This is a genomic window from Thermoleptolyngbya oregonensis NK1-22 (assembly GCF_032705245.1).
GTDB classification, from domain to species: Bacteria; Cyanobacteriota; Cyanobacteriia; order Elainellales; family Elainellaceae; genus Thermoleptolyngbya; species Thermoleptolyngbya sichuanensis.
Window position 1 is genome coordinate 160,134 of record NZ_CP053540.1, and the last position, 25,443, is coordinate 185,576.

Below are 25,443 nucleotides of genomic sequence, written 5' to 3' on the forward strand. Positions count from 1 at the left end.
TTGAACGCTCTATCTTGCCTCTATGCCCGCTCCTTCTTGCTGGCTTCTACACAGGCTAGCTTCTACACGGGCTGGCTTCTACACATCATCGTGGGCGAAGCGATTGTAGAGGAAATCCAGCGCGTAGTTCCGCAGTTTGTAGTATTCGGGATCTTCCATAATCAGCTCCCGATTTCTAGGACGCGCAAAAGGAATCGTGAGGATTTCGCCGATATTCGCAGCCGGGCCGTTGGTCATCATCACTAGGCGATCGGCTAGAAACAGCGCCTCGTCAATGTCGTGGGTGATCATCAGCACAGTGCAGCGATGCTCATTCCAAATGGTCAGCAGTTCCTCCTGCAATTCCTCCTTGGTGATGGCATCCAGTGCGCCAAAGGGTTCATCCAGAATCAGCACTTCGGGGCGCGTGGCCAGGGCGCGGGCGATCGCCACTCGCTGCTTCATCCCTCCAGAAAGCTGGGGCGGTTTTTTATCCATCGCGTCGGACAGCCCCACCAGCGCCAGATGATCGCGGGCGATCGCCCGTTTCTGGGCTTCCGGCTTCTCAGGATAAACAGCATCCACCGCCAGATAAACATTTTCAAACGCCGTCAGCCAGGGCAGCAGGGAATAGTTCTGAAACACCACCATCCGATCCGGCCCTGGTTTCACAATGGGCACACCCTTCAGCAACACGCTACCCGTCGTTGGCGTGCTAAATCCCGACACCATGTTGAGCAAGGTCGATTTTCCGCAGCCCGAATGCCCAATGACACAGATAAACTCACCAGCCTGAATCGATAGATTCACATCTTCGAGAACAGTGTAGGGCCCGCTGGGCGTAGGGTAAACCTTGCTAATGTTTTCAAGGGATAGGAGCGGCATATCTCTAGCGATGGAATGAATTTTGGAAAGCGGTGAAGCACTAGTGATAACTTGCATAGGAAGGTTGGGAAGAATACGGGAAGGACAAGTCGGGAACTGGTTCGGCAATTACCTTAACTAGGAAAGATTTAGGAGAATCGGTTTCCTAGCTTCTAAGCAGCGCTCTAAAACTTTCTAGGTCGTTGATTGCCTTGAGTCGATCCCCCTAAATCCCCCTTAAAAAGGGGGACTTCCGGAGTGGTTCGGCTCATCCCAGATAGCCACGACTGTAGCCGGTTCTGAGCGTAGGCCCCTTAAAAAGGGGGACTTCCGGAGTGGTTCGGCTCGGTGCCCCCCTTTCTAAGAGGGGCTAGGGGGGATCAAAGGGCTTTAACACCTGCCCTAAGCCGCAACAAGGGGACGCGAGTCGATTGCGACTTCGGCAACGCTAAAGTCGCGCTTGATCTCCAGACTGTTTAGATAAGCAATCGGATCTTCGGCATCGAACGTTGCGCCATCGAACAGGGTGATTGGCCCGCGATGATACTTGATATCCAGAATGCCCAGTTCTCGGGCAGCCGTGCTGAACACACTCACGCGACAGACGCGCTCCAGAATCTCCATCCAGTTGCGAGGGAAGGGAATTTCGCCCCAGCGGGCCATTTGCGTCATCATCCACAGGTGTTCCGTCCGGCTGGGACGATTCACCCCGTCGCCAAAAAACAGGTGATGGGCATACTCGCGCATGGGCCGATCTAGGTTGCACACAAATGTATTGGGGTTGCCCAGATGGATGTAATCGATATTCGTGCTGATGTATTCTCGCCGGGCCAAGAGCGATCGCACGTCTGGTTCGTTTTCTGGATCGGCGCAATACCGACAGGCTTCCAACAGTGCTTTCGCCAACGCGATGTGTGTGTTCGGATGGGTATTCGCCCAGTCTTCGCGCACGCCCAGCACCTTGCCGGGATGTCCCTGCCAAATTTCCAGGTCGGTTGCAACGGTGAAGCCTGCATCCTCCATTGCTGCCCGCAGGTTCCAGGGTTCGCCGACGCAGTAGCCGTCGATCGTGCCCGCCTTCAGGTCTGCAATCATCTGGGCAGGCGGAATCGTCTTGAGCGACACATCCCGGTCGGGATCGATGCCGCCAGAGGCCAGCCAGTAGCGCAGAAGTAAGTTATGCATCGACGACGGATGCACCATGCCCAAAGTATGCTGCTGCTCGGTCGATTCCAGCAGCATCCGCTTGAAGTCTGTGGCGGTATACACGCCCTGTTCGTAGAACTTTTTGGCAAGGGTGACGGCGTTGCCGTTGCGGGTCATCGTTAGCGACGACACAATCGGCAGAGGCGTGTCCTGATGTCCGCCGACTGTCAGCCAGACGGGCATCCCTGCGGGCATTTGGGCCGCATCCAGATAACCGCCCGCGATGCCGTCTACAATGCCGCGCCAGCTACTTTCGCGCACCAGCGATACCTCGTCCAGTCCGTGCTTGGCAAAGAATCCTTTCTCTTTCGCCACTACCAGCGGGGCACAGGCCGTCAGCGGCACAAAGCCAAGCTCCAGGTTGACCTTTTCTAAGCCATGACGGGCGATCGCCGTCGTTTTCTTAGCCCGCAGTTTCTTAATCCGCTTCTGCTGATTCAGGAAGTAGATAATTTCCGAGCGCAGGCTGTAGTAGCTGGGATGATTCACGACTTCCATACGGCGACGCGGACGGGGAATATCCACCTCCAGGATGCCGCCAATTTTCGACGCGGGGCCATTGGTCAACATGACGATGCGATCGCTCAGCAATACCGCCTCGTCCACGTCGTGTGTCACCATCACCGCCGTCACCTGGTTTTCCTCGCAGATCTTCATCAACTGCTCTTGCAGATTGCCGCGAGTCAGCGCATCCAGCGCCCCAAAGGGTTCATCCAGCAGCAACAGCTTAGGACGGATGGCCAGGGCACGGGCGATCGCCACTCGCTGCTTCATCCCGCCCGAAAGCTGCGCCGGAGGCTTGTCTGCCGCGTGCTGCAACCCCACCAAATTGATGTGCTGCTCAATGAGCGATCGCCGTTCCGCCTTGGGAATATCCGTCAAAACCTCATCCACTGCCAGCGCAATGTTTTCGCGCACGGTTAGCCACGGCAACAGCGAATAGTTTTGAAACACCACCATGCGATCGGGGCCAGGACGCGATACCTTCTGCCCCTCCAGCGTCACCACACCATCCGTCGGCAAATCCAGCCCCGCAATCATATTCAGCAGCGTGGACTTGCCGCAACCAGAGTGACCAATCAGCGAAACAAACTCACCTTTTTTGATTTCTAGATCAATGCCCTTCAGCGCGACATACTGCCCGCCGCCGGAGAGCGAAAAGACCTTTTCGACCTGATCAACCGCAACAAAGAGAGACATAGGAACGTTGTGAGAAATGGGTATTGGAGTATTGGGAAACTAAGGCAACTGCGCTCCAAGATGTTGGCGGGTAAGGACGCAGATAGGATTACGCCATCCCGCCTTCTCGCAAGCGAAAACCCGAACCTCGGCATCCGAACCCTTAGGCATTCGGCACAATCTTGCGCTGAATAAAGGCCATCAGGCGATCGAGCGCCAGACCAACCGCGCCGATATAGATCACCGCCACGATAATTTCAGTCACGTAGTTCTGCTGATACGCATCCCAAATAAAGAAGCCAATTCCCGCCACACCCGACATCACAATCTCCGCCGCAATAATCGCCAGCCAGGCCAGACCGATGGCAATCCGCAGCCCAGTGAAGATATAGGGCAGCGCCGAAGGCAACAGCACTTTAAAGAAATACTTTTGCTTGGAAATTTGCAGCACGCGGGCCACGTTTTTGTAGTCTTGGGGAATTTCCCGCACGCCGACTGCGGTGTTGATCAAAATCGGCCAGATCGCCGTAATGAAAATCACGAACAGCGCCGCCGGTTCGTTTTGCCGCAACGCAGCCAGCGCAATGGGAACCCAAGCCAGCGGCGCAACCATTCGCAAAAATTGGAACAGAGGATCGAGTGATTTATCAATCACTTTGTTGCTGCCCACGATGATGCCTAGCGTAATTCCGACAATCGCCGCTGCGATGTATCCCCTTGCCACACGACCCAAGCTAATCATCGTCTGCCGAAACAAGCCCTGATCCAGGTCGCTGTTGTAATAAAACGGGTGCGTAATCAGATAACGGCTGCGCTCATCTGTAATCACTTGCAGCGGCCCTGGCAGCGCAATCAGTCCAGCGCTGGAGAGAACCTGCCAAATGATTAGAAACGCCAAAATACCCAGAATAGGTAAGATAAAGTTCGACGCAGAACCTTTCATAAAAGACTGCATGGTTCTTTGCCAGCCCGTAGCACGAGAACGAGAATGAATACCAACTGCCATAAAACCTCCCGAATGAAACGCTAGATTGACGGAATTAGATGGACGGAATTAGCCCGGATCTGCCGTTGATCAAAGCCAGCGGAAATACATAGTTAGAATGCTTAAACAAAGATAGGCACGAACATAGGAGAAACAGGGCGACTTGAATCAGGGGTCAGGGCTGCGTTTTTCGCTCTTCGCTCTTCGCTTTTCGTTCTTCCAATCTCCCACCCTAACCCCCAACTCCTAACCCCTAAGCAGCCTTGATCTTGAGGCTCTTGAGATAAGCTTCAGGATTCTCCGGATCGAATTTCACGCCGTCAAAGAAGGTTTCTACGCCCCGGCTGGTTCCGCTGGGCACGTCCGCAGTGAATCCGGCTTCCTGAGCCGCTTCACGCCACAGGTCTTCCCGGTTCACTTCGTCGATGATGCGCTTGGCCACATCCAGATCCGTCAGCGTGTTCTTATGGAAGCCCCAGCGCAGCGATTCCGTCAGGAACCACAGATCATGGCTCTTGTAGGGGTAAGAAATGCTGTCGCCATTGGGATCTTTCCAGTAGAGCGGGCCAACGTTGATGTCGTTGAAATCTGACTTGCCGTCGCCCATCTTGTACGCACCTTTATAGGGCGGCGTGAGAATTTCGTTCGTGGTGTTGAAGAACTCGCGGCCAGCGCAGATGGTCACCAGTTCCTCGCGGTTGGCAGGATCATCACACCACTGCTGCGCCTCCATGACGGCCTTGAGAATTGCCTTGGTCGCTTTCGGATTGCTTTCGACCCAATCTGCCCGCATGGCCAGATATTCTTCTGGGTGATACTTCCACATTTCGTGGGTCAGCGTCGCCATGAAGCCGATGCCATCGTTGACAATGCGATAGGGCCAGGGGTCGCCTGTGCTGAAGGCATCCATCGTGCCGTTCCGCATTCCCTGCACGGTTTCCGCGGGGGGCACGGCCAGTAGCTCAATATCTTTATCTGGATCTACACCGCTGGCCGCAAACCAGTAGCGAATCCAGAAATCCTGGTTGGCATTGGGGAAGGTATAGGCAGCTTTGAACTTGCGCCCGTTTTTAGACTGGAAGCTCTTGACGTAATCCAGGTCATTAATTTTAAGACCCATGCCTTTGCCCTGATGCAGACCCGCAACGGCAATGCCGTTTCCTTGGGTATTTAGCTGACACAGCACCGCCATCGGCACCTTTTGATTGTTCAGCGTGATAATTCCTTCATGAATTAGATGAGGCATGGGCATTTGCCACTGCCCTCCGTCGATGCCGCCTGCGTCGGAGCCGATGGTGACGTTATCCCGCGCACCGGCCCAGTTGGCCTGCTTGGCAACGGTTACGTCGGTCATGCCATACTTGTCGAAAAAGCCCTTTTGCTTAGCAATGATCAGCGGGGCAGATTCAACAATTGGGAGATAGCCTAGGACAGCTTTGGTAGTTTCGGGTGTATCGTTGGCTGCGACAGGGCTAGCTGCTGGCGACGTGCCAGATCCTGTAGCAGGGCCGGAAGAAGAGGTGGTGCAGCCTTTGAGTAAGACTGCGCCTGCTGCCGATGCGCTGGCAGTCAGCAGAAACTTCCGACGAGACAAGCCAGAAAAATGAGACATAGAACCTCCTAAGACCATTGCGAAGATCGTCGCTTTGTGAACGTTGAGTTGAACTTTGGGTTGAACGTTTAGCCCAATGGAAATAGCACAATCCAAGCCACTCTGCGTCCAGAGTAGAGAGATTGGGCGATCGCCTGGGTGATGGATCGAGCGATAGCGAAAGTTCGTACAGATCCTTGGCTCTGTCTTCCTGAGAACCAGGGCCTGCCATACTTGCAGAAAGCAAGCATCAGGCTGAATCGACAAAGCTGGGGAATACGAATCGAAACCAGGTAAGACAAGTAAGAACTGATACAGCCATCGGTATAGCTATGCAACTCTGGTCGAAGCCAGTAGCGCCTGTGCAACTTTCGATGTTGAATTGAGTGTACTCTGTTTTTGCGAGAATCCTATATAAAAACTTATGATTCTGGATATAACCATAGTTATAAGACTATGGTTGTGCAACTCTCTGCTTTTCCCCGAAAGTCCTCTAAAGTGAGCGAATTCCTTGATGGACGGTTTTTTGAACCTGCATAAGCCCGCCGGGCTGACCTCCCACGACTGCGTGGCGCGGGTGCGGCGACTGCTAAAGATGAAGCGCGTAGGGCATGGCGGCACGCTTGATCCGGCGGCGACGGGGGTATTGCCGATCGCCCTGGGTCGGGCCACGCGCTTGCTGCAATTTTTGCGGCAGGACAAGGCGTATCGGGCGATCGCCCGCTTTGGCATCACCACAACCACAGACGATCTGGAAGGCGACATCCTCACCCAAACCCCCGCTGCCCATCTCACCCGCGATCGGGTCGAAGCGCTATTGCCCAAGTTTCTGGGCACAATCCAGCAGGTGCCGCCCGCCTACAGCGCCATTCAGGTCGGCGGCCAGCGGCTCTATGAGCTAGCGCGGGCGGGCGTTTCGGTAGACGTGCCTGTGCGAACCGTAACGGTTTACCAGATTGAACTCTTGGACTGGCGACCCGGCGATTGTCCCGAAGCGGAACTGGCGATCGCCTGCGGAGCCGGAACCTACATCCGTTCCATTGCCCGCGATCTGGGCAACCTGCTGGGCACGGGCGGCACGCTGGCTAGCCTGATCCGCACCCACAGCCACGGGTTTGACCTGGCAACCAGCCTGACGCTAGAAGACCTAGCGGCACAGGTCGAAGCAGGAACCTTCGTACCGATTTCGGCGGCGATCGCCCTTGCCCACCTGCCCGCCATCCCGCTGCCCCCGCCTGATGCGCTTCGCTGGACGCAGGGCCAGCCCATTGTCGCAAACCCCGTGACCGACCTCGACGCGCCGCTGCGAGTTCAAGATGACCGCGATACGGTTCTGGGCATTGGCAAATTTCGCGCCACGCAGCAAGGCATTTGCCTGGTGCCGTGGGTGGTGCTGGCAGGACAGATGGACTAGCGCCGCTACACGTTGCCGTAGACTGGAACCACTGCACCCCGCATATCCCGCGCTGCTTCCGAAGCCAAAAAGCAGATCACCTGTCCCAGCGATTCCGGCTTCACCCACTGGGCGGCGTTTTCTGCCCCCATCGCGGCTCGGTTTCCGGGTGTGTCGATGATGCTGGGCAAGACCACGTTGGCCGTAATGCCCGTGCCCCGCGTCTCGTCGGCGATCGCCCGCGTCAGTGCCACTACGCCCGCTTTGGAGGCGCAATAGGCCGCAAGCTGTGCGCCCGGTTCCACTGCCCCCCGCGACCCCACCGTGACAATCCGCCCGTAATCCTGCTCTAGCATCCGCCGCAGGCTGTGTTTACAAACCAAAAACGTCGTGCCCAGGTTCAGGTCAAAATCTTTTTGCCACTGGTCATAGGCATATTCATGGGTCGGCCCCATTGAAAATCCGCCGACGAGATGAATCGCCGCATCCACCCGCTGCATTCCATCTACCAACTGCTGCACCGACTGCTCATCGTTCAGGTTCGCCGACACAAACCGAATCCGCGCCAAGTCTGCCGGAGATAACAGCCCCTTCATCCGCTCCACTTCACGAGCGCTCATGTAGGGAATGGTGATCGACGCTGCCCCCTGGGCCAGCAGAACGGGCGTTACGCCCTGTCCCAGCCCGCCTGTGCCACCTGTTAACAGCACTTCCTTGCCTGTCAAATTCATAGCCGCTTCTCGCTGAATGTTTATTAATATGTTTCTTCTTTGAGAATTTCCGAAACCTGCTGAAAAGCGTAGCGCCTCCAGATGACAACAGGATTAAAACCGGAGATAGTGCATTAGCTCGGCAACCAGGCCCGGCGGCAAGGCAAGTCGCTGCTGAAAATCTGCCAGGTTCCGGTAGGGGCCGTAGCGCTGGCGATGCTGCAAAATTGCCCGTGCCAGAAACAGGTCAATGGCGGGAACGCGGATCAGCGCCTCCAGCGATGCAGTGTTGGGGTTGGCGGGCTGGATGGCGCAAAGACTTTCGGGGTCGTAGTAGCAAAATTGCAGCACAGGTTCCAGCGGGCGGAGGCGCTGCACAGGCAGGCTGAGGGCAGCGGCGATGTCTTCTAGGCAGTGAAACTGAACACCAGACTGGGTGAGGGTGGAGAGCGATCGCGCCTGGTGAATGGACAATCCCGGCAGCCGCAGCCAGTCGTCTACGCTCGCCTGGTTGACATCAATCGCCACGCCGAGCCGCGCCGCAAGCTGCAATTCCTCCACGGACTGAAAGCGGTAGTAGGGGTCTTTGGCCAGGCGCGATCGCAGCGCTTCCTGAGCGCTATTCCTCAAGCCCATCGACCACCAGTTTCCGCTCATTCCCTGCCTGCTATTGGGTGCTAGTTAATTGAGTATTAGTCAATTTGATCGAGCAGCCGCCGCCGCTTTTGCTCAAATTCGTATTCAGAAATTAGGCCGTCCTGCCGCAGCCTGTCGAGCTGGCGCAGCGCATCGGCGATCGCCCCCACCTGGGCCGGGTCAATCCGGGGTGCAGCGGGCTGGGGTGGCAGGGCAGATCCTCCGTTAAACGCCGCATCAAACGCCGTTTGCCCTTGCACAAGAAACCAAATGCCTTCAAAAAGACTGGCGATTCTGGGAATACCGCTCCAAAAGAACAGGAGATAGGCCATTCCCCAGCCGCGCTGACCCAGATAAAACTTGTGTAGGCCAGGAACAACAACACCCGCCAGGGCGAGCAAAATAGCAGTGCGGCGGTTTCGGGGCGGATAGGTTTGGCTGAGCATTGCTGGGATGTGGGCGATCGCAGAGAACTCGCAGATTCCTAAAACCCTTCTATGATATCGATTCTGGCAGGCAGCGGACACGATTTTTGCCCACCTACCTTCATCAAGTCTTTGCGGAATGCTCAAAAAGACTCTATGGGACTACCGTACTTTGGCCTATGACACGCCTGCGGAAATCGCCATAATATTGGATAGCCCCCAACTCAGAAGCCCCAAGTGGCCGAATTCTTTTGAGTTCTGTATAAGTTTTTGGGCTGTGTATCGCGTCTACCTTTTGTTATTAACAATTCCAAGGTTGCTCTCGTCCGTCGATAGACAGTCTATTTCAGCCCCCAGCCCAATTTATAAAAGCAAGATTCAGTATCCGGGGTAACGTAGTCCCCGTAGAAATACTGATACCCTAGAGGTTCACCAGGACAAAATTGCGTCATGAGCAGGTGTCTGCCGCCTGCTGACGGAGTGAGAGAGGGTTGTCCTCCCCAGAAATACGGGTAAGAGGCTGCTATCCTTTACTAAGAGGTAACTCGGCGGCAGACCAACCAAGAGTCAACTATAGGTCAAGAGTCAACTCTAGGTTGATAGGTCACTTCAATGGCTCAATCTTTGTTCCTGGCGATCGCTTCCGGTGCATCCGAGCCTAACGACGGCCAAACGAGAGGAAACGGGCAGGCAGTCATGCTGTTCTGCCAGGGTTTATGTGATATCCGACTTTGCTGAAGAGACGCACTTGAATGTCGCAGAGGTCTTTTTCACCCGACTGGCTGACGCAATTTACCGACCCCTACGCGGTGCTGGGGCTGTCGGTGACTGCGGATGAGCGGCGTGTCCTCAAGCGCTATCGGGCGATCGCCAAGCTGCTGCATCCCGACAGCTTTGCCCAGACCGATGCCGCCAATCGCGAACTGGCCACTCAGCTATTTGCGCGATTGGTCAGCCCGACTTATCAAAAAATTAAGCAAGACAAAGGGCGGGCCGAGCATCTGGCGCTGCTGCGGTTTCGGGTGCGCCGCATGAGCCGAGAGGAGCCGATGCGTCCCCAAAGCGCGATCGCCCAGTCTCTCCTCAAAACGTCTTTGGCTAACATTGACGTGTTTTATGAGCAGGCCGTTACTGACCTGGCCGCCACGCAATATACCCCGCTGGATCGATTCGAGTCTGTCACCGAGCAGTTGGGCGAACTGAATCTCGTTTACTTGCGGCTCAAGATGGGTGAGCCGATTATTCGGGAAAAACGCACGGGGATTGTGTCTACGGCTGCCCCCACGCCTGCTGCCTTTTCTCCGGCTTCCCCTGCCGATGACGAAAAGCCTGCCATCGACTATGCCCAGCGCCACTACCAGCGGGCGCAGGAATATGTCCGCAAGAATAATCCCGGCTTGGCAGTGCGCGAACTGAAGGATGCCATCAAGATCGACCCCAAAAAGAGCGAATATCACTCGCTGCTGGCGGCGGCTTATCTGATGCAGGACTTGCCCACGATGGCCAAAGTTCACTGCCGTCAGGCGCTCAAGCTCAACCCCAAAGACCCCTTGGCGCTGCGCTATGCGCCCCGGCTCAATATCCCCCTCGAAGCACCCGACGCGCCCAACGCAAAGCCCGAAAACCCAGGGGGCGGACTGTTTGGGCTATTTGCCCGCAAGCGCTAATCTCTGAATCTCTGCGATTCTCTGCAATTAGGCCCGCTCAATTAGGCCCGCAAGTTAGGCCCGCAAGATTGCCGAACTCGTGATTACTAGACCTCTTGCATAAATGCTTTTCTGAGAGCGTGAATCGTTGGGCGGCGGTGCCACCCAACGATTCACGCAAGAGGTCTACTGAATTCGCTCGGTGTTGCCCGCTTTGACCCAGCCCTCGCTGCCGTCGTTCAGGCGCACCCGCAGCCATCCACCGTCGGCGCTGGTTTCCAGCACGGTGATTTCCTGGTTATAGTCGATGCCGCCAATTTGCGCGGAGTCCAGGCTGGGGCCGTCTCGCAGCACAATCCCAACTGCCGGGAGAACGCGGGCAGTGTAGACCTCTCCAGACGCGGCAGCTTGGACAGGTGTGGTGTCTGGCGGCGGCACAGTACCATCCGCAGCGGGCACTGCGCCACCGGGGGGAGCGGTGTCGTTGGGGAAGACGGGTCGAGGCGGCAGTTCGGTGAGGCGGTTGATTAGATAGCGGGCCGCGCTGACCCCTGCGAAAAACAGGATGGCGATCGCCAGCGAAACCCCAATTACGCCCTGTGCCAGCCGTTGCAAACCCATAGTGCGACTCATCTTTGGAACTTGAAAATCTTGGGGGAAACTGTTCGAGCGGGAAACTGTTCGAGTAGAAAACTATTGGAGTGGGAAACTGTTCGACGGGAGACTGTTCGAGTGGGAGACTGTTCAAGGACTCTTGCAGGATACCTGAGCCAGCCAGAGGATGAACACAAAACCCCGCAGGATATTTAACAGCAAGGCTAGGAAGATTGGGACTGGGGCCGCAGGAACAGACTGCCTTGGCGAGAGGCCAGGCGGGCCCGCCCTTCGGCGGCAAAGCGCTGGAGCTTTTCGATTTGCTCTTGGGCAGTCCGCGCTAGGGGAATCATCTGGCTGGCTGCTTCTAGCACGTCGTCGGTCGTAAAGTCGCGTCCCTGGCTAAAGCCGAGATGCATCGCCTCGGTCAGAATTTGCTCGATCTCTGCCCCAGAGAATTCCGGCGTTTCATAGGCCAGCCGCTCTAGGTCGTAGCTTTGGAGATTGTGCGGCCGCAGGCGCATTAAGTGTACCTCAAAAATCGCTTTGCGCTCTTCTTGGCTGGGCAGCCCCACAAAGAAAATCTCGTCAAACCGCCCCCGACGCTTGATTTCGGGCGGCAGCGCCTCGATATCGTTTGCGGTTGCAACTACAAATACAGGCGAGGTTTTTTCTGCCAGCCAGGTGATCAACGTCCCAAAGACGCGGTTGCTGGTGCCTGAGTCGCCGCGTCCGTCCAACCCAGCAAAGGCTTTGTCGATTTCGTCGATCCACAGGACGCAGGGCGCTAGTGCCTCTGCAAGCTGAATCATCTGGCGAGTGCGCGATTCGGACTCGCCCACCAGTCCAGCAAACAGGCGGCCCACGTCCAGCCGCAGCAGGGGCAGGTGCCAGTGGTGGGCGATCGCCTTTGCCGTCAGCGATTTCCCTGTGCCCTGGATGCCCACCAGCAGCAGCCCGCGGGGGTGCGGCAATCCATACTGTCGGGCTTTTTCGGAAAACGCACCGCCGCGCCGCAGCAGCCAGTCTTTCAGGTTATCCAGCCCGCCAATGTCGGAAATGCGCTCGGTGGCGGGATAAAAGTCGAGAATTTGCGTCTGGCGGATCGTCTGCCGCTTTTCTTCGAGGATCAGGTCTACGTCTTCAGCTTGCAGTTCGCCGTGGGTGGCGATCGCCCGCGCCAGCACCCGCCGAATCCGCTCCATCGACAACCCCTGGCAGGAGCGCACCAGATCATCCAACACTCGGCTATCGAGCGATCGCCCGGTCGCCATCGTCAGGCGCTCCAGTTCTTGGCGGATCTCGCTAGCGGTGGGCAAAGGAAAATCCAGCACCGTCAGCACGTCGCTGAGGTCATCGGGAATCGTCACCTGTGGCGAAATCAGCACAATATTCTTGGGCTGAGACTTGAGCAATCGCGCCAGGTTTTTGAGCTTGCGGGCAACCGCTACATCGTCTAGAAAGCGATGAAAATCTCGCAGGACAAAGACTGCGGCAACGGTCGGCGGCAGCTTTTCGACCAGTTCCAGCGCCTGCACTGGGTTGCGTTTGCCAGAGCCAGCATCGTTGGGGTTGCCCTGATAGCCATCGACAAAATCCCACACGTAAAAGGAGCGGTTGCCTTGCTTGGCACACTGGGCGATCGCCCCTTCCACGCGCTCCTCTTCGCGAGTCGGCACGTAGATCAGCGGGTAGCGGGCCCGCAGCAGCAGTTCAAACTCTTCTGCAAAACTACTCATGCCTCGTTCCTGCCAACCCCCTTCGTTTCATCTGCTGCACTCAGTTCAGCATTTGCTTTTTCAGGGCTTCTAGCGATGCCCATCGATGATCGACAGTCACCGTCGGCACAGGCAACTCGTCGCTTAGCTCAATGCCTGCACACTTGGGGTCGCAGAGCTTGCGCGGAGGAATTTCCAGACAAAGCTGCTCATAGAGCCACCGATCTGGCTCAAAATAGCCCCGCGGCGGCAGCGACTCGATCAGCCCCTCCGTCGAGCTTAAGTCCTGATCAAACAAATCCTCTTCGGCTGTGGGAGCCGCCTCTTGCAGCCAGATCATTTCCGACACGTCGATCAAGAGGCGATGGTTGTATTGCTGCAAACAGCGATCGCACGTCAGGGTCACAATCGCCTCTGCCTTTGCAGACACGTCCAGATAGTTGCCCTTGTGCATCACGCGAATCGTGCCCTGCACGGGCATCAAGGTATCTAGGTCGGGCAAGTGATCTTGCACCTCGATCGTTTCAGTCTGCTCGACCGCCCTCAGCAGTTGAGGAATATGAATTGCCTGCATCATAGCCGCCTCCCCTCGCACTCATTGCGATTGACGCTACGGAAAGAATAACCCATTCTCAGTCCTAGCACTGTCGCCTGGGCCGCCCCACCCAAGAGGATCGGCTCCTACAGCAACTGCTAGCCAGGAGCAACTACCAACCGGAAGCAACTGCCAGCTAGCCGTTTTGCCCCGGCTACTTTCGACGCACCACCAGACGGCGATCGGGTTCCTGACCACGACTGGAGGTTTCCAGATCCTCATAGTCTTTGAGAAAGGTGTGTACCTGCCGCCGCTCAGCCGCCGACAGCGCCACCATCTCAAACTCTTCCCCCGTTTCGCGCACCTTTGCCGCCGCCTCTTCGGCCAGGGCCAGCAACTCTGCCTGACGGCGATCGCGATATCCGTCTAGCTCCACCGTAAACGGCTGCTGCTCACCCTCTGGCTTGCCCATGTTCAGCGTAGTGTTGAGCAAATACTGGATCGAGTCCAGCACCTCGCCGCGATCGCCCTGCAATGCCTGAATCTGCTCGGTCGAGAGCGCATCCGACGAAATCGTCAGCCAGCAGCTTTCATCCTCGCGAATGGCAACACCGTCAGCATCCACTGCGGCTGGCAAGGTAGCCAGACTCAACAGCTGATTCAGCCACTCGCGCCCCTGCCGCTGTTGCTCCACGCTTGCCATCCGCTATCCCGCCTTTTTCTTAGAACGTCCCGGCTCAAATGGCAGCGCTTCCCGCCCGCTGTCTCCACTCGACTGCTTTTCCTGCTCATCCAAAATCTTTTGCAGATTCTCCGGCAGCGGCTCTCGCGACAGAATGAAGGTTTGCAGCGTTTGGAAGATGTTGGCAATCACCATGTACATCAGTACGCCCGCAGGCAGCGGGAAAAACAGAAACATTCCCGAAAACAGCACTGGGGTCAGCTTATTCACTGTATCCTGCTGGGGATTGTTGCTGGGGCCCTGACCCGACAAAAGCTGGTTCACATACAGGCTGAGACCAAAGAAAATGATCATGCCTACAATGTCCCAATGAATCGTGCCGTCGGCATCCCTCGCGCCCACACGACCCAGTTTGTCAATAAACAAAAAGCCCTTGTTTGCCGCCAAGCCCTGCACCGTGCCCTGAATCGTGACATCCCCTGGCTTGATGGCTTGAATATTACCGTTTTCGTCGATCTGGATATTTTCAGCGCCCTTGGTCACTTTCCAAACCGGGTCAATTATCGTATCGGGGTACTCTGCCAGCACTTCCCGCAGCGGCTTGCCCTCAGTGGTCTGAAAATCGATGCGAGTCTTTTCGCCCACTGCTAGACGAGTGCCCCCAGGAACAACCGCCGCCACAGGGACGTGTACACCATCTGAAACGTAGATATTTTGGGGATTGGTCGTGTAAGCCTGGGGCTGAATCTGCTCAATTTGCTCCTGTGGCAGCACTTGCAGATTCACGTTGTAGTTGATGTCTGAGAACGGCGACCCCCGCAGCGTCGCAAACAGGGCAAACAAGATGGGCATCTGCACCAGCACAGGCAAACAGCCCGATAGGGGATTGCCAAACTCTTTATAAACTTTGCCCATTTCCTCCTGCTGCTTAGCAGGATCGTCCTTGTAGCGTTCCTGAATTTCCTTAACCCGCTTTTGCATCACCGGGTTGGCAACCCGCATCCGGCGCATATTGCGGATCGACCCGGCGCTAAGAGGATACAGCGCAAATCGAATCACTAGGGTCAGAGCCACAATAGCCAGCCCATAACTTGGCACGATCCCGTAGAAAAAATCCAGGATCGGCAACATGACGTTGTTGGAGAGAAAACCGACACCAAAATCCATGTGCTTTGTGGGTACCTTGTGGCTCTGAACGTTTACGGTGTGACTAAACCTGGAAGCAATCTAGAAACAATTCGGGAATAAACTAGCTAGATGCTATGCGTTTATCTTCACTAGATGTAATCACCAGACGTAACCAGACATCATTGTACGCTGCAAAACCAGTCGATTGCAGCCGAATTAAACGTCTGGTCAAACGTCTGATTGCAGTTGTCCCAATTCCTAAAGAGCAAATTGCCTAAGCGAATGGGGAGCTAGCTTGTGGGCTGATCCAACAGGTCTGACAATTCGGGTCTATCGGGTCGGATCTATCGGGTCTAAGTGCTGGCTTTTTTGGAGGCCTTGGCTGCGATCCGCTCGCTGATGTAGTTGGCAACTTCCCGGAACTTGGGCATGGCGCGTAGCTCCAGACGGCTGCCATCTTTTAGCGTAACAACCATATCGCCCCAACTGCCCAGCCCGCGAGGTACGGCAACCACGCTAGCCATTTCAGAATAGATGACATCCGAGCGATCGCGCCCCATCCATCCACCCGTGACAGAAATTCGTCGGTCGGTAATCCGATAGCGGAGCCAGATGGCCCGAACAATCGCTCCCACCGTCAGCGGCAGGCACACCACCGTCAGCCCCAGCAGGCAGTTGAGGATCAAATCCCCGATGTGGGGTCCGCCTTCATAGTACACATCTTCCCGAATGCCCATCGAACACCTCGGCCTCTATCAGCAACTGCTTTAATTCTTGCAGAATTTCTTTATAGTTGCACTTTACTGCAACAGGCTGCACGATGACGACAATCATCCAGCCCGTTGCGAACCCAGGCAGCAACTCGCGCAGCGCCGCCCGGATACGCCGCTTGATGCGGTTGCGAACCACGGCCCGCTTGCTGACCTTAGTGCTGACCGTGATGCCGATGCGCGTGGGCGATCGCCCCAATGGTTCTACCGCATTCCTGTCTACTGCATTCCTATCAGACCTATCAGAATCGGGCAAACCGGGCTTTTTCTGGTGGACTGGAAACTGGCGCAGTGCCCGTAGCGTGAAGTTGCGAGTGCTGCGCCGCACGCCGGCCTGATAAACCTTGCTAAATTCCTGCCGACGCTTGAGTCGATGAACTTTGGGGAGAGCCACAACACATCTATTCCATAAGCCAGCGAGCCACAAGCCAATCCAGCCCAATCAGTCCATACGCAAACAAGCTAGCTCCAGGCAAACTGGTGGCTAGCTCAAACCCCTATCTGGACGGGACGCAGGTGGAGATTAGGAAACAGACAGACGAACCCGCCCTTTGCGACGGCGTGCTTTTAACACTCGTTGCCCGTTTTTGGTACGCATTCGTGCGCGGAAGCCAGACGTGCGGCGGCGCTTGCGGGAGGTTCCACCCAGAGTACGTTTCGTCATAATTTAGCTCTCCAACCGTTGCAGAAGGGGATGATACAGAATGTGAACTGCGAAAGCCACGGTCTACTATTGTATCATTCGCTAGAGGACGCAGGACAAACGCAAAAGAAAAAACCCCAGAGGCGAACCTCCAGGGCTTGAATCAGGGTGCATCTACCATTCGTTTCTACGTCTGAGGACATAGAGCATCCGGAGAGGTTAAACAACTTCTAGGGAACTTCATCCCTTCTTCAGGCTCAATCGTCCCCTGCTTGTCTCTGTGCCTTGTGGGCATAGGACTTACGCGGTTGGAGGATTTCTCGCGAGCTGCGCCCGCGAGAAATCCTCCAAAACCCAGAAGACTTATCGCAGTAGGTCCTGAGGCAATAGGACTCACAGGTAATAGGATTCATGCAGTTCTCCAGGCTTTGCCCCGACAAGATTAAGGAAACCTCGCTAGCGGGTTCTGGCAGCGCGTGGATCAACTAGGGTTTGCAGGACGGCAACGGCCTGCGATTGCGTCATACCGGGTCGAAGTTGGGGATGGTAAAGCATCCGAATCAGCGTGCGATCGATTTCGGCATACTCGGTCACATCCGTCCAGCCCTGGTAGAAAATGCTGTTGGGATAGCGATTAGAGTCGCGCATCAAGCCCAAGACCTGAGTCAGTTCTTCCCGCAGCAAGTGGCTCCGTTCTCGCTGCGTGACGCGGTTTGTATTGGTAATCAAAATGCGGGCATAGTTGATGACGCTACTATTCCAGCGCACCCAGAAAAAGCCTAAATTCCCTGGCACATAGTTGGGTTCTAGCTGGCGGAACTGGCTTTCTGGTGCGTAAATAATCTCGACATTCGGGTTGCGATCGTCGCGGACTAGCTGCACGCCGCTGCCGTGGAGTAGGTCGTTTAATTCTTGCATCACCTGGCGAATCGTCGCGTCATCCTCAGCAGTGCGTGTTCCCGTGACGCGAATTCTCAAGTTTGTATTCCATCTCCGAATTAGCGGCGCATTATTTCCCCATTCCGAGCCAAGCGCGACTTCCATGAAGTAATCAATGTCTGCTTGCGTGATTGCTAGGGGGGCTGGCCCGGGGTTTAGAATCGCACCCACGCGATCGCCAATGGCACTAATCCCATCCACGATGCGATCCACCAGTCCTGGCGAATTGGGGGGAGTGGGGCTGGGTAAGGGCTGGTTCACCGCAGGGTTCGCCGTTCCCTGGGTGATGTCGCGCTGTCCCTGCTGATCGACCACGACTTCACGCGAATAGCGCGGGAGATTGGTCTGCCCATTGGTTGGCAGGCTGGCAGGCGGCACGGGTTGGACGGACGGATTATACACAGGCAGATTAGACGTGGGGCTAGGCAAATTAGACGTGGGGCTGGGCAAATCGCCGCGATTGGGCGCACTCACTTCTGGGCGGGTTCCAGGACGCATCAGCGCCCCAGAGGACGGGTCGTAGATTGGTGCATCGGCCGCGGCATTCTGGAAGCCTGCGGCTTGCTGGGCGGGGGGTTGCGGTGCAGCAGGCGAGGAGGCGATCGCCCCAGAACCCGCCGTCACGCGCACCAAGTCGCCCCGCACCCAGCCCTCTACGCCGTTGCCCAGCCGCACCTGATACCAGGTAAACCCATCTCCGCCGGGGGCTTCCTGAAGAATCATGACGGGCGTGTTGGGAGTTCCCGTAAACACGAGTCTGGATTGCACACCGGGGCTGACGCGGATGTTGATCAACGCCTGCGGATCGCGGGCACTCAGCATTCCGCTTCTGCCTGAGGCGACGGTGGCAGTGCTGCTGAGCAGGTGGATGCCCGGTTCTACGGAGGGGGTATGGCCCTGGGAGCCAAGGGCTTGTGTGACCCCAAGCGCCACCAGGCTAAGTGCCGCCAAACTGAGAGGAAATGGAATATTCATGAATCGCTTCCGAAGCAACGTGAGGGACCAGACCGAACCATGCGAGGCAGATGCGTTTTGCGAACCAAGCCGCTGGCGATGCTGAATATGGGGCGATCGCCGTGCCACAAGACCACCCTGGTTCACTCAAGGGTTTGCGCTGTTGATGAGCTTTACGGGTAGTCTCTTACGAGTAGTCTCTAATGAAAATTTCTTAGTCTCTTAGAGAGGTTTTATGACAGGACTGTAGGCCGCAACAGCGGGTTCCTGATTCCGCAAGAATGAAGACGGTGAGCAATTTGCAGAAAATTCGATATTGATTTGGTGGCAACTTGGCGGCAACTTGGCGGCAATACCCATTCCCCACTATTATTCCCCATAATTTTATTCCCCATAATTTATTCCCCATAATTTTCTAAGAGGCTATTTGAAAAGGTATCGCCTGCAATGTTAAGCACTCAGAGATCCCCCCTAGCCCCCCTTAAAAATGGGGGAAACCGCCTTAAAGTCCCCCTTTTTAAGGGGGATTTAGGGGGATCTTGCACGCTTTGCTACAAACAGTAGGACTTTTCAAACATTCTCCTTAGAATCCGTTGGCAAATCAGATTTTACGTGATGTGCAACTTTCAATTTGCCCTCATCCCCGAACCCCTGCTCCCGACTTGGGAGCAGGGGAGCAAGAGAAGCTCGAAGTCTCTATCCTCCTCTGGGAGAGGGCTTAAAGCCTTTAGCATCCCAGAAAAGGGGGAGGGGGATCGGCTAAAGTTGCACATCCCGTGGTTTTAGCCAGATCGGGCAAGAGCAGGGTTTTACTTTTCGGCAAGCCTGTTGGTCAATATTTTGGTCAGCGTTATTAAACCAGCTTTGACATTTTATCGTACTTTCGTACTATACAAAACCGTGCGGAGATCCGTCCCCAACGTCATCGATGGCATGGCTGCCCTAAGTTAGGATCGAGAGGTGTCGCGGTCAACGACCGATTGACGGGCTTGAGCAAGCCTTCTGTGGACATTCTTTGCGGGCATTTTTTGCAGACATTCTTTCTAGGCATTCCTTTAGGCGTTGGTGCAAAGGGGAAAAATCGGTGAAACCAAAGCTAAGCCTTTGCATGATTGTGCGCGATGAGGCGGAGCGGCTGGGGCGCTGTTTGCAGAGCGTGGCGACCGTGGCCAACGAGCTAATCGTGGTCGATACCGGGTCAGTGGACGATACGGTGGCGATCGCCCAATCCTTTGGGGCAAAAGTATTTTCCACCCCCTGGCAAAATGACTTTGCGATCGCCCGAAACGAGTCGCTGCGCCACGCCACGGGCGATTGGGTGCTGGTGCTGGATGCCGACGAAACGCTGGTGGCGGATTGCGTACCGATGATGCAGCAGGCGATGCAGCATGACCAAACGCTGGTGATCAATCTGCTGCGGCAGGAGGTGGGCGCAGTGCAATCGCCCTATTCGCTGGTGTCGCGGCTATTTCGGCGGCATCCGGCAGTGACCTTTGCGCGGCCCTACCACGCCACGATTGACGATGCAGTGGCGGCACTGCGGCAGCAGGAACCGGGCTGGGGCATTGTGGACTTGCCGCAGGTGGCGATTTTGCACGATGGCTATGATCCCGTGGCGATCGCCCGTCGCGACAAGCTGGAAAAAGCGCGAACCGTCATGGAGGGCTATTGGCAGGCCCATCCCGACGACCCCTACGAGTGCAGCAAGCTGGGGGCGCTGTATGTGCAAATGGGCGAGGTGGAGCGCGGCATCCAGCTTTTGCAGCAGGGGCTAAAATCACCCCAACTCGATGCGCCTGTGCGCTATGAGCTGCACTATCACCTGGGCATTGCCTTCACCCGACTGAATCAGATCGAACAAGCCGCGCAGCACTACCAGACCGCGCTGCAACAGCCCGTGCTGGAGCTGCTGAAGCTGGGCGCATACAACAACTTGGGCAGTCTGTGCAAAACCGCAGGCGATCTGTCCACTGCCCGCCAGCTTTATGAACACTGCCTGGCCATCGACCCCAATTTTGCCGCCGGACACTACAACCTGGGCACGACGCTGCGGGCGCAGGGGCAAATTACCAACGCTGTGACCCACTATCAGGAAGCGATTCGGCTCCAGCCCGACCACGCCGAGGCACACCAAAATCTGGGCGTGGCGCTGATTAAGCTGGGGCAGGTGGAATCGGGGCTGGCCTCCTTTGGGCGGGCGATCGCCCTGCATTCCCAGTCCAACCCAGAACAGGCAGAGCGGCTGCGGCAGGGGCTAAAGGAAATGGGATTTGCGATTTAGCCGTAGGTTGCTAGCTCAACGAGCGATCGCTCGGACTGTGCTGCACCAGCCAGAGGTGGATCAGGATCATGGCGATCGCCAGCGGCAGCATCAGCACCGGAATGCTTTCTAGACTGGTGGCATTGGCAATCCAGCCCGCGCTAGTGGGAATAATCGCCGCGCCAAAGCTGGCCGCACTGGTGGCAAAACTAATGCCGCCGGGGACGAGTTCCGCAGGTAGTCGCTGGGGAACCAGCCAGATCGTCGCTGGAAAAATCGCCGCCAGCGCCAACCCAATCATCGGCAGGCTGAGCCACTGATCGGGCAGTTGCCACCAAGCAAATAGCCCAATCAGCAGCAGCGTCAGCGACAGGCTGATCATCCGCACAGCCCCCACCCGCCGCAAACAATAGTCCAAACCAAACCGCCCCACCGTTAGCCCCAGCCAGTAGGCCGCCACACCGTAGCCCGCGGCCAAGGGGGACATGCTGCGCCCGACGGATTGCACGGTGTAGGCCCAGTTGCCGATCGCCGCTTCCGTGCCCACGTAGACCAGCAGCAGTAGCCCCGTCAGCAGCACCGCCGGGTGCCGGAGCGATCGCCCCAGGTTTTGCGCCGCACTTGCTCCTTCAGAGGTGGCCACATCTCGAAGATGCATCGGCGGATAGCGAATCACCAGCACCGCCAGCAGCGCTGCGATCAGCAGGCCCACCACCCCCGTCAGCACGCCATACACCTGTCGCCAGGTCATCCCCATCGCCAGCAGCGTTGTGGCGATCGCCGGGCCCGACAGCGCCCCCACGCCATAGAATCCATGCAGCGTGCCAATCAGCGATGCGCCGCGTTCGTCTTGCACGATGTACGTGTTCACGCCCGCATCGATTAGCCCAATGCCCAGCCCCAGCAGCGTCCCGGCTGCCACCATCAGTCCCCACACGGGCGAGGTCGCATAAATCGCCAGCGCCAGTGTTAGCGTGCCTGCCGCCATCAGCAGCATCCGCGCCAGCCCCAGTCTGCTGCTGATCAGGCTGCTGGTAAACGCCGCAAAAATGTAGCCCGTAATCTGGCTGACAAACAGCAGCGTCACGCTGGCAGGGGTCAGGCTATATTCCTGCAAAATTGACGGCAACAGCACCCCCAGCCCGCCCTCGGCGATGCCAATGGCAATGAAGGAATAGAAGGCGATCGCCACGCCAATCCAGCGCGGAGATGGCTGAGAAAACAGTTGCGCCATGAGAGATTCTGAAACGAGGTCTATGCCTTGTTCTCGCGCATCTGGCGAACAAACTGCTCAAACAGATAATCGGCATCGTGGGGGCCGGGGCTGGCTTCGGGGTGATATTGTACCGAGAACATCGGCAGCGTCTTATGGCGCAGGCCGGCCACCGTGCGATCGTTCAGGTTCAGGTGGGTGATTTCTACCTCGGCATCGGGGAGCGACTCTTGGGCGATCGCAAAGCCGTGGTTTTGACTCGTGATTTCCACCTTTTGACGCAGACCCGCTGGCTGGTTTAGCCCGCGATGGCCAAACTTAAGCTTGAAGGACTCGCCGCCCATCGACAGACCGAGAATCTGGTGGCCCATGCAGATGCCAAAGACAGGCTTTTGGGCCTTGAGCAAGGCTTTGGTGGTTTCGATGCCGTCGGTGTTGGCGGCGGGGTCGCCCGGCCCGTTAGACAGGAAAATGCCGTCCGGGTTGTAGCTCAGGATGGTTTCGGGCGGCGTGTCGGCAGGCACAACAATCACCCGGCAGCCGTAGCTGGCCAGCCGCCGTAGAATATTGCGCTTTACGCCAAAGTCGATCGCCACAACAGTCAGCGGCTCTGCCGATTGTGAAACCCCTTCGCTAAATTCCCACTCTGGCGGGGTCGGCTCGCTCCATTCGTAAATTTCCCGCGTGGTCACGTCCTTGACCAGGTTTAGCCCGGCCATGCTGGGGGCTTCCTGCACCTGCATCAGCAGTTCCGCCGGGTCGAGGATTTCGGTGGAGAGGCCGCCATTCATCGCGCCGACGGAGCGCAGCTTGCGGGTGAGGGCGCGGGTGTCGATGCCGTAGATACCCGGAATGTGGTGCTGCTTGAGGTAGTCCGGGAGGGATTGGGTGGAGCGCCAGTTGCTTGGACGGGGGCAGATATTGCGGGCGATCGCCCCCTTCACCTGGGGCCCCGCCGATTCCTCATCCTCCGGGTTCACCCCCGTATTGCCCAGTTCGGGATAGGTAAAGGTGACAATCTGCCCGCGATAGCTGGGATCAGTCAGAACTTCTTGATATCCCGTCATGCCCGTGTTGAACACCACCTCGCCGATGCTGGTGCCCGCCGCGCCAAAGGAAAACCCGCGAAACACCGTGCCATCCGCCAATACCAGCAGCGCCGGGGGAGCCGTTACCAAAGCCATATCCCTTCTCCCAAACAAGACCAAAATTCCAGCAAATCATACACCGGGATCATTAGTTTGTGATAGCCGCTGCAAAATGATTGATGCTGCAATTTGAGGCTGCTTTGGAGATATTTGAGACTACTTTGGAGATAAACGAAACAGGAGGTAAACCAAACAACCACCGCGCTGTCCAAAAGCGGTTCAGCAATAACACCCAAGCTGATTTAGCCCTCTGAAGACAAAGTGACCGGGATATCCTTCATGCCGTGCGCCAGTTGCATCTTCTCGTACTCCCGCGCTTGCTCTTCAGTCACATCTTCTTTTCGCTCCCCAGCAGACAGCCCGAACCAAACGCCCACCAAGTCATTGTCTACTTTGTAACCATTTGCAGTGAAGTAGTAAAAATTCATCTCCTCCTCGTTAAAGTAGCAAACCTTTGTAATAAGAAATGCAGCGGGGTTGGGGGTATCGAGATCTTTTTCTAGGACTAGAAAATGCTTCATGTCTTCCTTGACTCTTTACGAAATTCCCACAGGACTTACGCACTTGCGATAAGCTCTATTGGGTCTTGGAGGATTTCTCGCGGGCGTAGCCCCCAAAAAATCCTCCAACAGCGTAAGTCCTATCCCAGTGATAGCCCAAGCACGTCCCCAAAGCGCCCCTCAAACATCGCAGCTCATGCAGGTAGCCCCCCAAAGCGCTACAGCACCTTTAGCAGATTTTTGCGATGGCGATGATAGCGGCTGGCGGCGAGGGCGATGCCCATAAAGCCCCACAAAATCATGCCCGACAGCCCCAGCATGACGCTGCTAAAAATAAACTGAAAAAACACCGCCAGCGAAATGCCCCGTGCAGTGCTGGCAAACGGGTCGGAACGGGCAGCAGAATCTTTGAACAGGCTGACGAGCAGGAAGATCACTCCTCCCAAGTAGGGCAGCGCACCCGCCCAGCCCAGCGTGAAAAAAATGTCGAGAATGGCGCTGTCCAACACAATCATTTCCAGCTTGCCGTTTCGCTCATTCACAATCCACGTACTGCCCATGCCGCGCCCCAGTCCTCGCGTAATGGCCACGTTGAAGTCGCGGTCGTGATTGCGAGAGCGATCGCGAAAACTCTGGTCGCGGGCGAGGTTAGAAATCGACTCGACCCGTTCGCTAATCACCTCATCAAACGGTTCCATCGCCGTCAGCGGCGTGACGCACAGCACCAGCACCAAAATCGTGACCACCAGCCGCATTTGATACTTGGGCGTGGTGGAGGCAAAGGCCGCCAGCAACCCCGCCACCCAGCCGCCCCAGGCCGAGCGCACCATGCTGAGCAGAATAGACAGGTAGCCACTGACGGCTGCTGGAATGCCCAATACGCTGCGCTCCGAAAACAGCAGCAGCAGCCCTGCCATCATCACCACCGCAAACGGGCCAGGCGAGTGCATGGTACTCCAGACGCGGATTTCAAACGGTTCGGGCTTGCCAAAGCTGACCAGCTTGGTGCGAATTAGCCAAAAACCGTCCCACGGCGGCGCAACCATGAATTGGTAGATGCCATACAGCCCTGTGAGCAAGACACACCAGAGAAACACACGCTGGAAATTGCTGCGGTAGCTAGGATAGTCGCGCCAGTTTGCAAACAGGTGGAAGCCAAACAGAATTGGGCAAATCCAGTCTAGGAAAGAGCGAACCACGGCAAGCGGCGGATTATCGAGAATGAGTCCGATTAAAAAGGCATAGACTACGCTCGCCATTGCCAGCACAAAGGGCAGTCCGCCAATTTTCGACGTGCGGGGCAGATAGCGCACCAGCGTTAGCACGCTGACAAACGTGACCAGATAAGGCGCAAGCAGAATCACGCCTTTTTCATCCCAAAAGCTGTTGTAGTCGCTGACGCGCCGCAGCAGCGGTGTGAGAAACCAGACCCACCAGGCAAACCCAACGTAGAGCAGCGGATAGCGGAAGTAGAGCAACACCGCCACCAGCAGCGCCGAGGCCGGGAAAAACAGCCGCACCAGACCGCCTGCCCCCACCAGCGCCCCCAGCGTGGCAATGCCAAACACCCCGGCGATTGCAATCCATCCGGGTAAAGACTGACTGGCACTCGGCTGCGGACTCGAAATGACTTCCATAGGCAAAACGCAGGCAAAACGTTGGCAAAACGTTGGCAAAACGGCAGGCGGCTCACGCACCCTCATGCACAGAAGATATACTCAGTCATCCAACGCAACCACTCAACC

General features: G+C 56.5%; 23 protein-coding genes. 3 read left to right on the forward strand and 20 right to left on the reverse strand.

All coding sequences use genetic code 11. From position 1 onward, the window contains the following. Positions 1 to 78: 78 nt before the first annotated feature. The 4 genes from HNI00_RS00680 to HNI00_RS00695 all read right to left on the reverse strand — a co-directional run bounded on the left by HNI00_RS00680 (position 79) and on the right by HNI00_RS00695 (position 5,825). The gene (locus HNI00_RS00680; protein ID WP_420156268.1) at positions 79 to 864 is read right to left on the reverse strand and encodes a nitrate ABC transporter ATP-binding protein; all 786 of its coding nucleotides are present in this window, start codon (positions 862 to 864) and stop codon (positions 79 to 81) included. Positions 865 to 1,245: 381 nt separating this feature from the next. Beyond that, positions 1,246 to 3,249, reverse strand: coding sequence for an ABC transporter ATP-binding/substrate-binding protein (locus tag HNI00_RS00685; RefSeq protein ID WP_316789791.1), 2,004 nt, complete (start codon positions 3,247 to 3,249; stop codon positions 1,246 to 1,248). A gap of 142 nt (positions 3,250 to 3,391) precedes the next feature. Further along, on the reverse strand, positions 3,392 to 4,234 hold the full coding sequence (gene ntrB / locus HNI00_RS00690) for a nitrate ABC transporter permease (protein ID WP_316789792.1): 843 nt from the start codon (positions 4,232 to 4,234) through the stop codon (positions 3,392 to 3,394). A gap of 232 nt (positions 4,235 to 4,466) precedes the next feature. Beyond that, the gene (locus HNI00_RS00695) at positions 4,467 to 5,825 is read right to left on the reverse strand and encodes a CmpA/NrtA family ABC transporter substrate-binding protein (protein WP_316789794.1); all 1,359 of its coding nucleotides are present in this window, start codon (positions 5,823 to 5,825) and stop codon (positions 4,467 to 4,469) included. 493 nt (positions 5,826 to 6,318) lie between these two features. On the opposite strand from HNI00_RS00695, the gene truB reads away from it, so the two are divergent. Further along, positions 6,319 to 7,218, forward strand: a complete 900-nt coding sequence (gene truB / locus HNI00_RS00700; protein WP_316789796.1) for a tRNA pseudouridine(55) synthase TruB — start codon at positions 6,319 to 6,321, stop codon at positions 7,216 to 7,218. 5 nt (positions 7,219 to 7,223) lie between these two features. Here the strand turns inward: truB and fabG are convergent, their stop codons facing one another. The 3 genes from fabG to HNI00_RS00715 form a co-directional block, all read right to left on the reverse strand. After that, complete coding sequence (gene fabG, locus HNI00_RS00705; RefSeq protein WP_420156269.1) at positions 7,224 to 7,922, reverse strand: 3-oxoacyl-ACP reductase FabG; 699 nt, start codon at positions 7,920 to 7,922, stop codon at positions 7,224 to 7,226. Positions 7,923 to 8,021: 99 nt separating this feature from the next. After that, positions 8,022 to 8,564: a ComEA family DNA-binding protein gene (locus HNI00_RS00710; RefSeq protein ID WP_316789799.1), complete on the reverse strand. Its 543-nt coding sequence runs from the start codon at positions 8,562 to 8,564 to the stop codon at positions 8,022 to 8,024. 35 nt (positions 8,565 to 8,599) lie between these two features. Continuing rightward, positions 8,600 to 8,989: an NINE protein gene (locus HNI00_RS00715; RefSeq protein WP_316789801.1), complete on the reverse strand. Its 390-nt coding sequence runs from the start codon at positions 8,987 to 8,989 to the stop codon at positions 8,600 to 8,602. Positions 8,990 to 9,720: 731 nt separating this feature from the next. Here HNI00_RS00715 and HNI00_RS00720 point away from each other — a divergent pair. After that, entirely contained in the window at positions 9,721 to 10,635 is a 915-nt protein-coding gene (locus tag HNI00_RS00720; protein WP_316789803.1) for a J domain-containing protein, read from the forward strand. 165 nt (positions 10,636 to 10,800) lie between these two features. On the opposite strand, the gene HNI00_RS00725 is transcribed toward HNI00_RS00720, so the two are convergent. The 9 genes from HNI00_RS00725 to HNI00_RS00765 form a co-directional block, all read right to left on the reverse strand. After that, positions 10,801 to 11,247, reverse strand: a complete 447-nt coding sequence (locus HNI00_RS00725) for an SH3 domain-containing protein (RefSeq protein ID WP_316789806.1) — start codon at positions 11,245 to 11,247, stop codon at positions 10,801 to 10,803. A gap of 185 nt (positions 11,248 to 11,432) precedes the next feature. Next, a complete protein-coding gene (locus HNI00_RS00730; RefSeq protein WP_316789809.1) occupies positions 11,433 to 12,947 on the reverse strand; it encodes an AAA family ATPase in 1,515 nt (504 codons plus the stop codon). A 40-nt stretch (positions 12,948 to 12,987) separates the two neighbouring features. Next, positions 12,988 to 13,500 (reverse strand): YceD family protein, encoded by a 513-nt coding sequence (locus tag HNI00_RS00735; RefSeq protein WP_420156270.1) that lies wholly within the window; start codon positions 13,498 to 13,500, stop codon positions 12,988 to 12,990. Positions 13,501 to 13,675: 175 nt separating this feature from the next. Continuing rightward, positions 13,676 to 14,164 carry a Jag family protein gene (locus HNI00_RS00740; protein ID WP_297076127.1) on the reverse strand — a complete coding sequence of 163 codons (489 nt, stop codon included), beginning with the start codon at positions 14,162 to 14,164 and terminating at the stop codon, positions 13,676 to 13,678. Positions 14,165 to 14,167: 3 nt separating this feature from the next. Beyond that, the gene (gene yidC / locus HNI00_RS00745) at positions 14,168 to 15,310 is read right to left on the reverse strand and encodes a membrane protein insertase YidC (protein ID WP_316789815.1); all 1,143 of its coding nucleotides are present in this window, start codon (positions 15,308 to 15,310) and stop codon (positions 14,168 to 14,170) included. A 314-nt stretch (positions 15,311 to 15,624) separates the two neighbouring features. Next, positions 15,625 to 16,008, reverse strand: coding sequence for a PH domain-containing protein (locus tag HNI00_RS00750; RefSeq protein WP_172357849.1), 384 nt, complete (start codon positions 16,006 to 16,008; stop codon positions 15,625 to 15,627). Beyond that, complete coding sequence (rnpA, locus tag HNI00_RS00755) at positions 15,980 to 16,435, reverse strand: ribonuclease P protein component (RefSeq protein WP_316789818.1); 456 nt, start codon at positions 16,433 to 16,435, stop codon at positions 15,980 to 15,982. Before rnpA ends, HNI00_RS00750 begins: the two co-directional genes overlap by 29 nt. Positions 16,436 to 16,564: 129 nt before the next feature. After that, on the reverse strand, positions 16,565 to 16,705 hold the full coding sequence (gene rpmH, locus HNI00_RS00760; protein ID WP_084782327.1) for a 50S ribosomal protein L34: 141 nt from the start codon (positions 16,703 to 16,705) through the stop codon (positions 16,565 to 16,567). 435 nt (positions 16,706 to 17,140) lie between these two features. Then, positions 17,141 to 18,598, reverse strand: a complete 1,458-nt coding sequence (locus tag HNI00_RS00765) for a DUF2927 domain-containing protein (RefSeq protein ID WP_316789822.1) — start codon at positions 18,596 to 18,598, stop codon at positions 17,141 to 17,143. Between the two features lie 1,087 nt (positions 18,599 to 19,685). Between HNI00_RS00765 and HNI00_RS00770 the strand changes: the two genes are divergently transcribed. Beyond that, positions 19,686 to 20,858, forward strand: a complete 1,173-nt coding sequence (locus tag HNI00_RS00770; RefSeq protein WP_316789824.1) for a tetratricopeptide repeat protein — start codon at positions 19,686 to 19,688, stop codon at positions 20,856 to 20,858. A 10-nt stretch (positions 20,859 to 20,868) separates the two neighbouring features. Here HNI00_RS00770 and HNI00_RS00775 read toward each other — a convergent pair whose 3' ends face one another. From HNI00_RS00775 to HNI00_RS00790, 4 genes are all read right to left on the reverse strand, one after another. Further along, entirely contained in the window at positions 20,869 to 22,071 is a 1,203-nt protein-coding gene (locus HNI00_RS00775) for an MFS transporter (RefSeq protein ID WP_316789826.1), read from the reverse strand. 20 nt (positions 22,072 to 22,091) lie between these two features. Further along, the gene (carA, locus tag HNI00_RS00780) at positions 22,092 to 23,234 is read right to left on the reverse strand and encodes a glutamine-hydrolyzing carbamoyl-phosphate synthase small subunit (protein WP_316789829.1); all 1,143 of its coding nucleotides are present in this window, start codon (positions 23,232 to 23,234) and stop codon (positions 22,092 to 22,094) included. Positions 23,235 to 23,440: 206 nt separating this feature from the next. Further along, entirely contained in the window at positions 23,441 to 23,719 is a 279-nt protein-coding gene (locus HNI00_RS00785) for a hypothetical protein (protein WP_316789831.1), read from the reverse strand. A gap of 197 nt (positions 23,720 to 23,916) precedes the next feature. Continuing rightward, entirely contained in the window at positions 23,917 to 25,335 is a 1,419-nt protein-coding gene (locus HNI00_RS00790) for a hypothetical protein (RefSeq protein ID WP_316789834.1), read from the reverse strand. Positions 25,336 to 25,443: the final 108 nt, after the last annotated feature.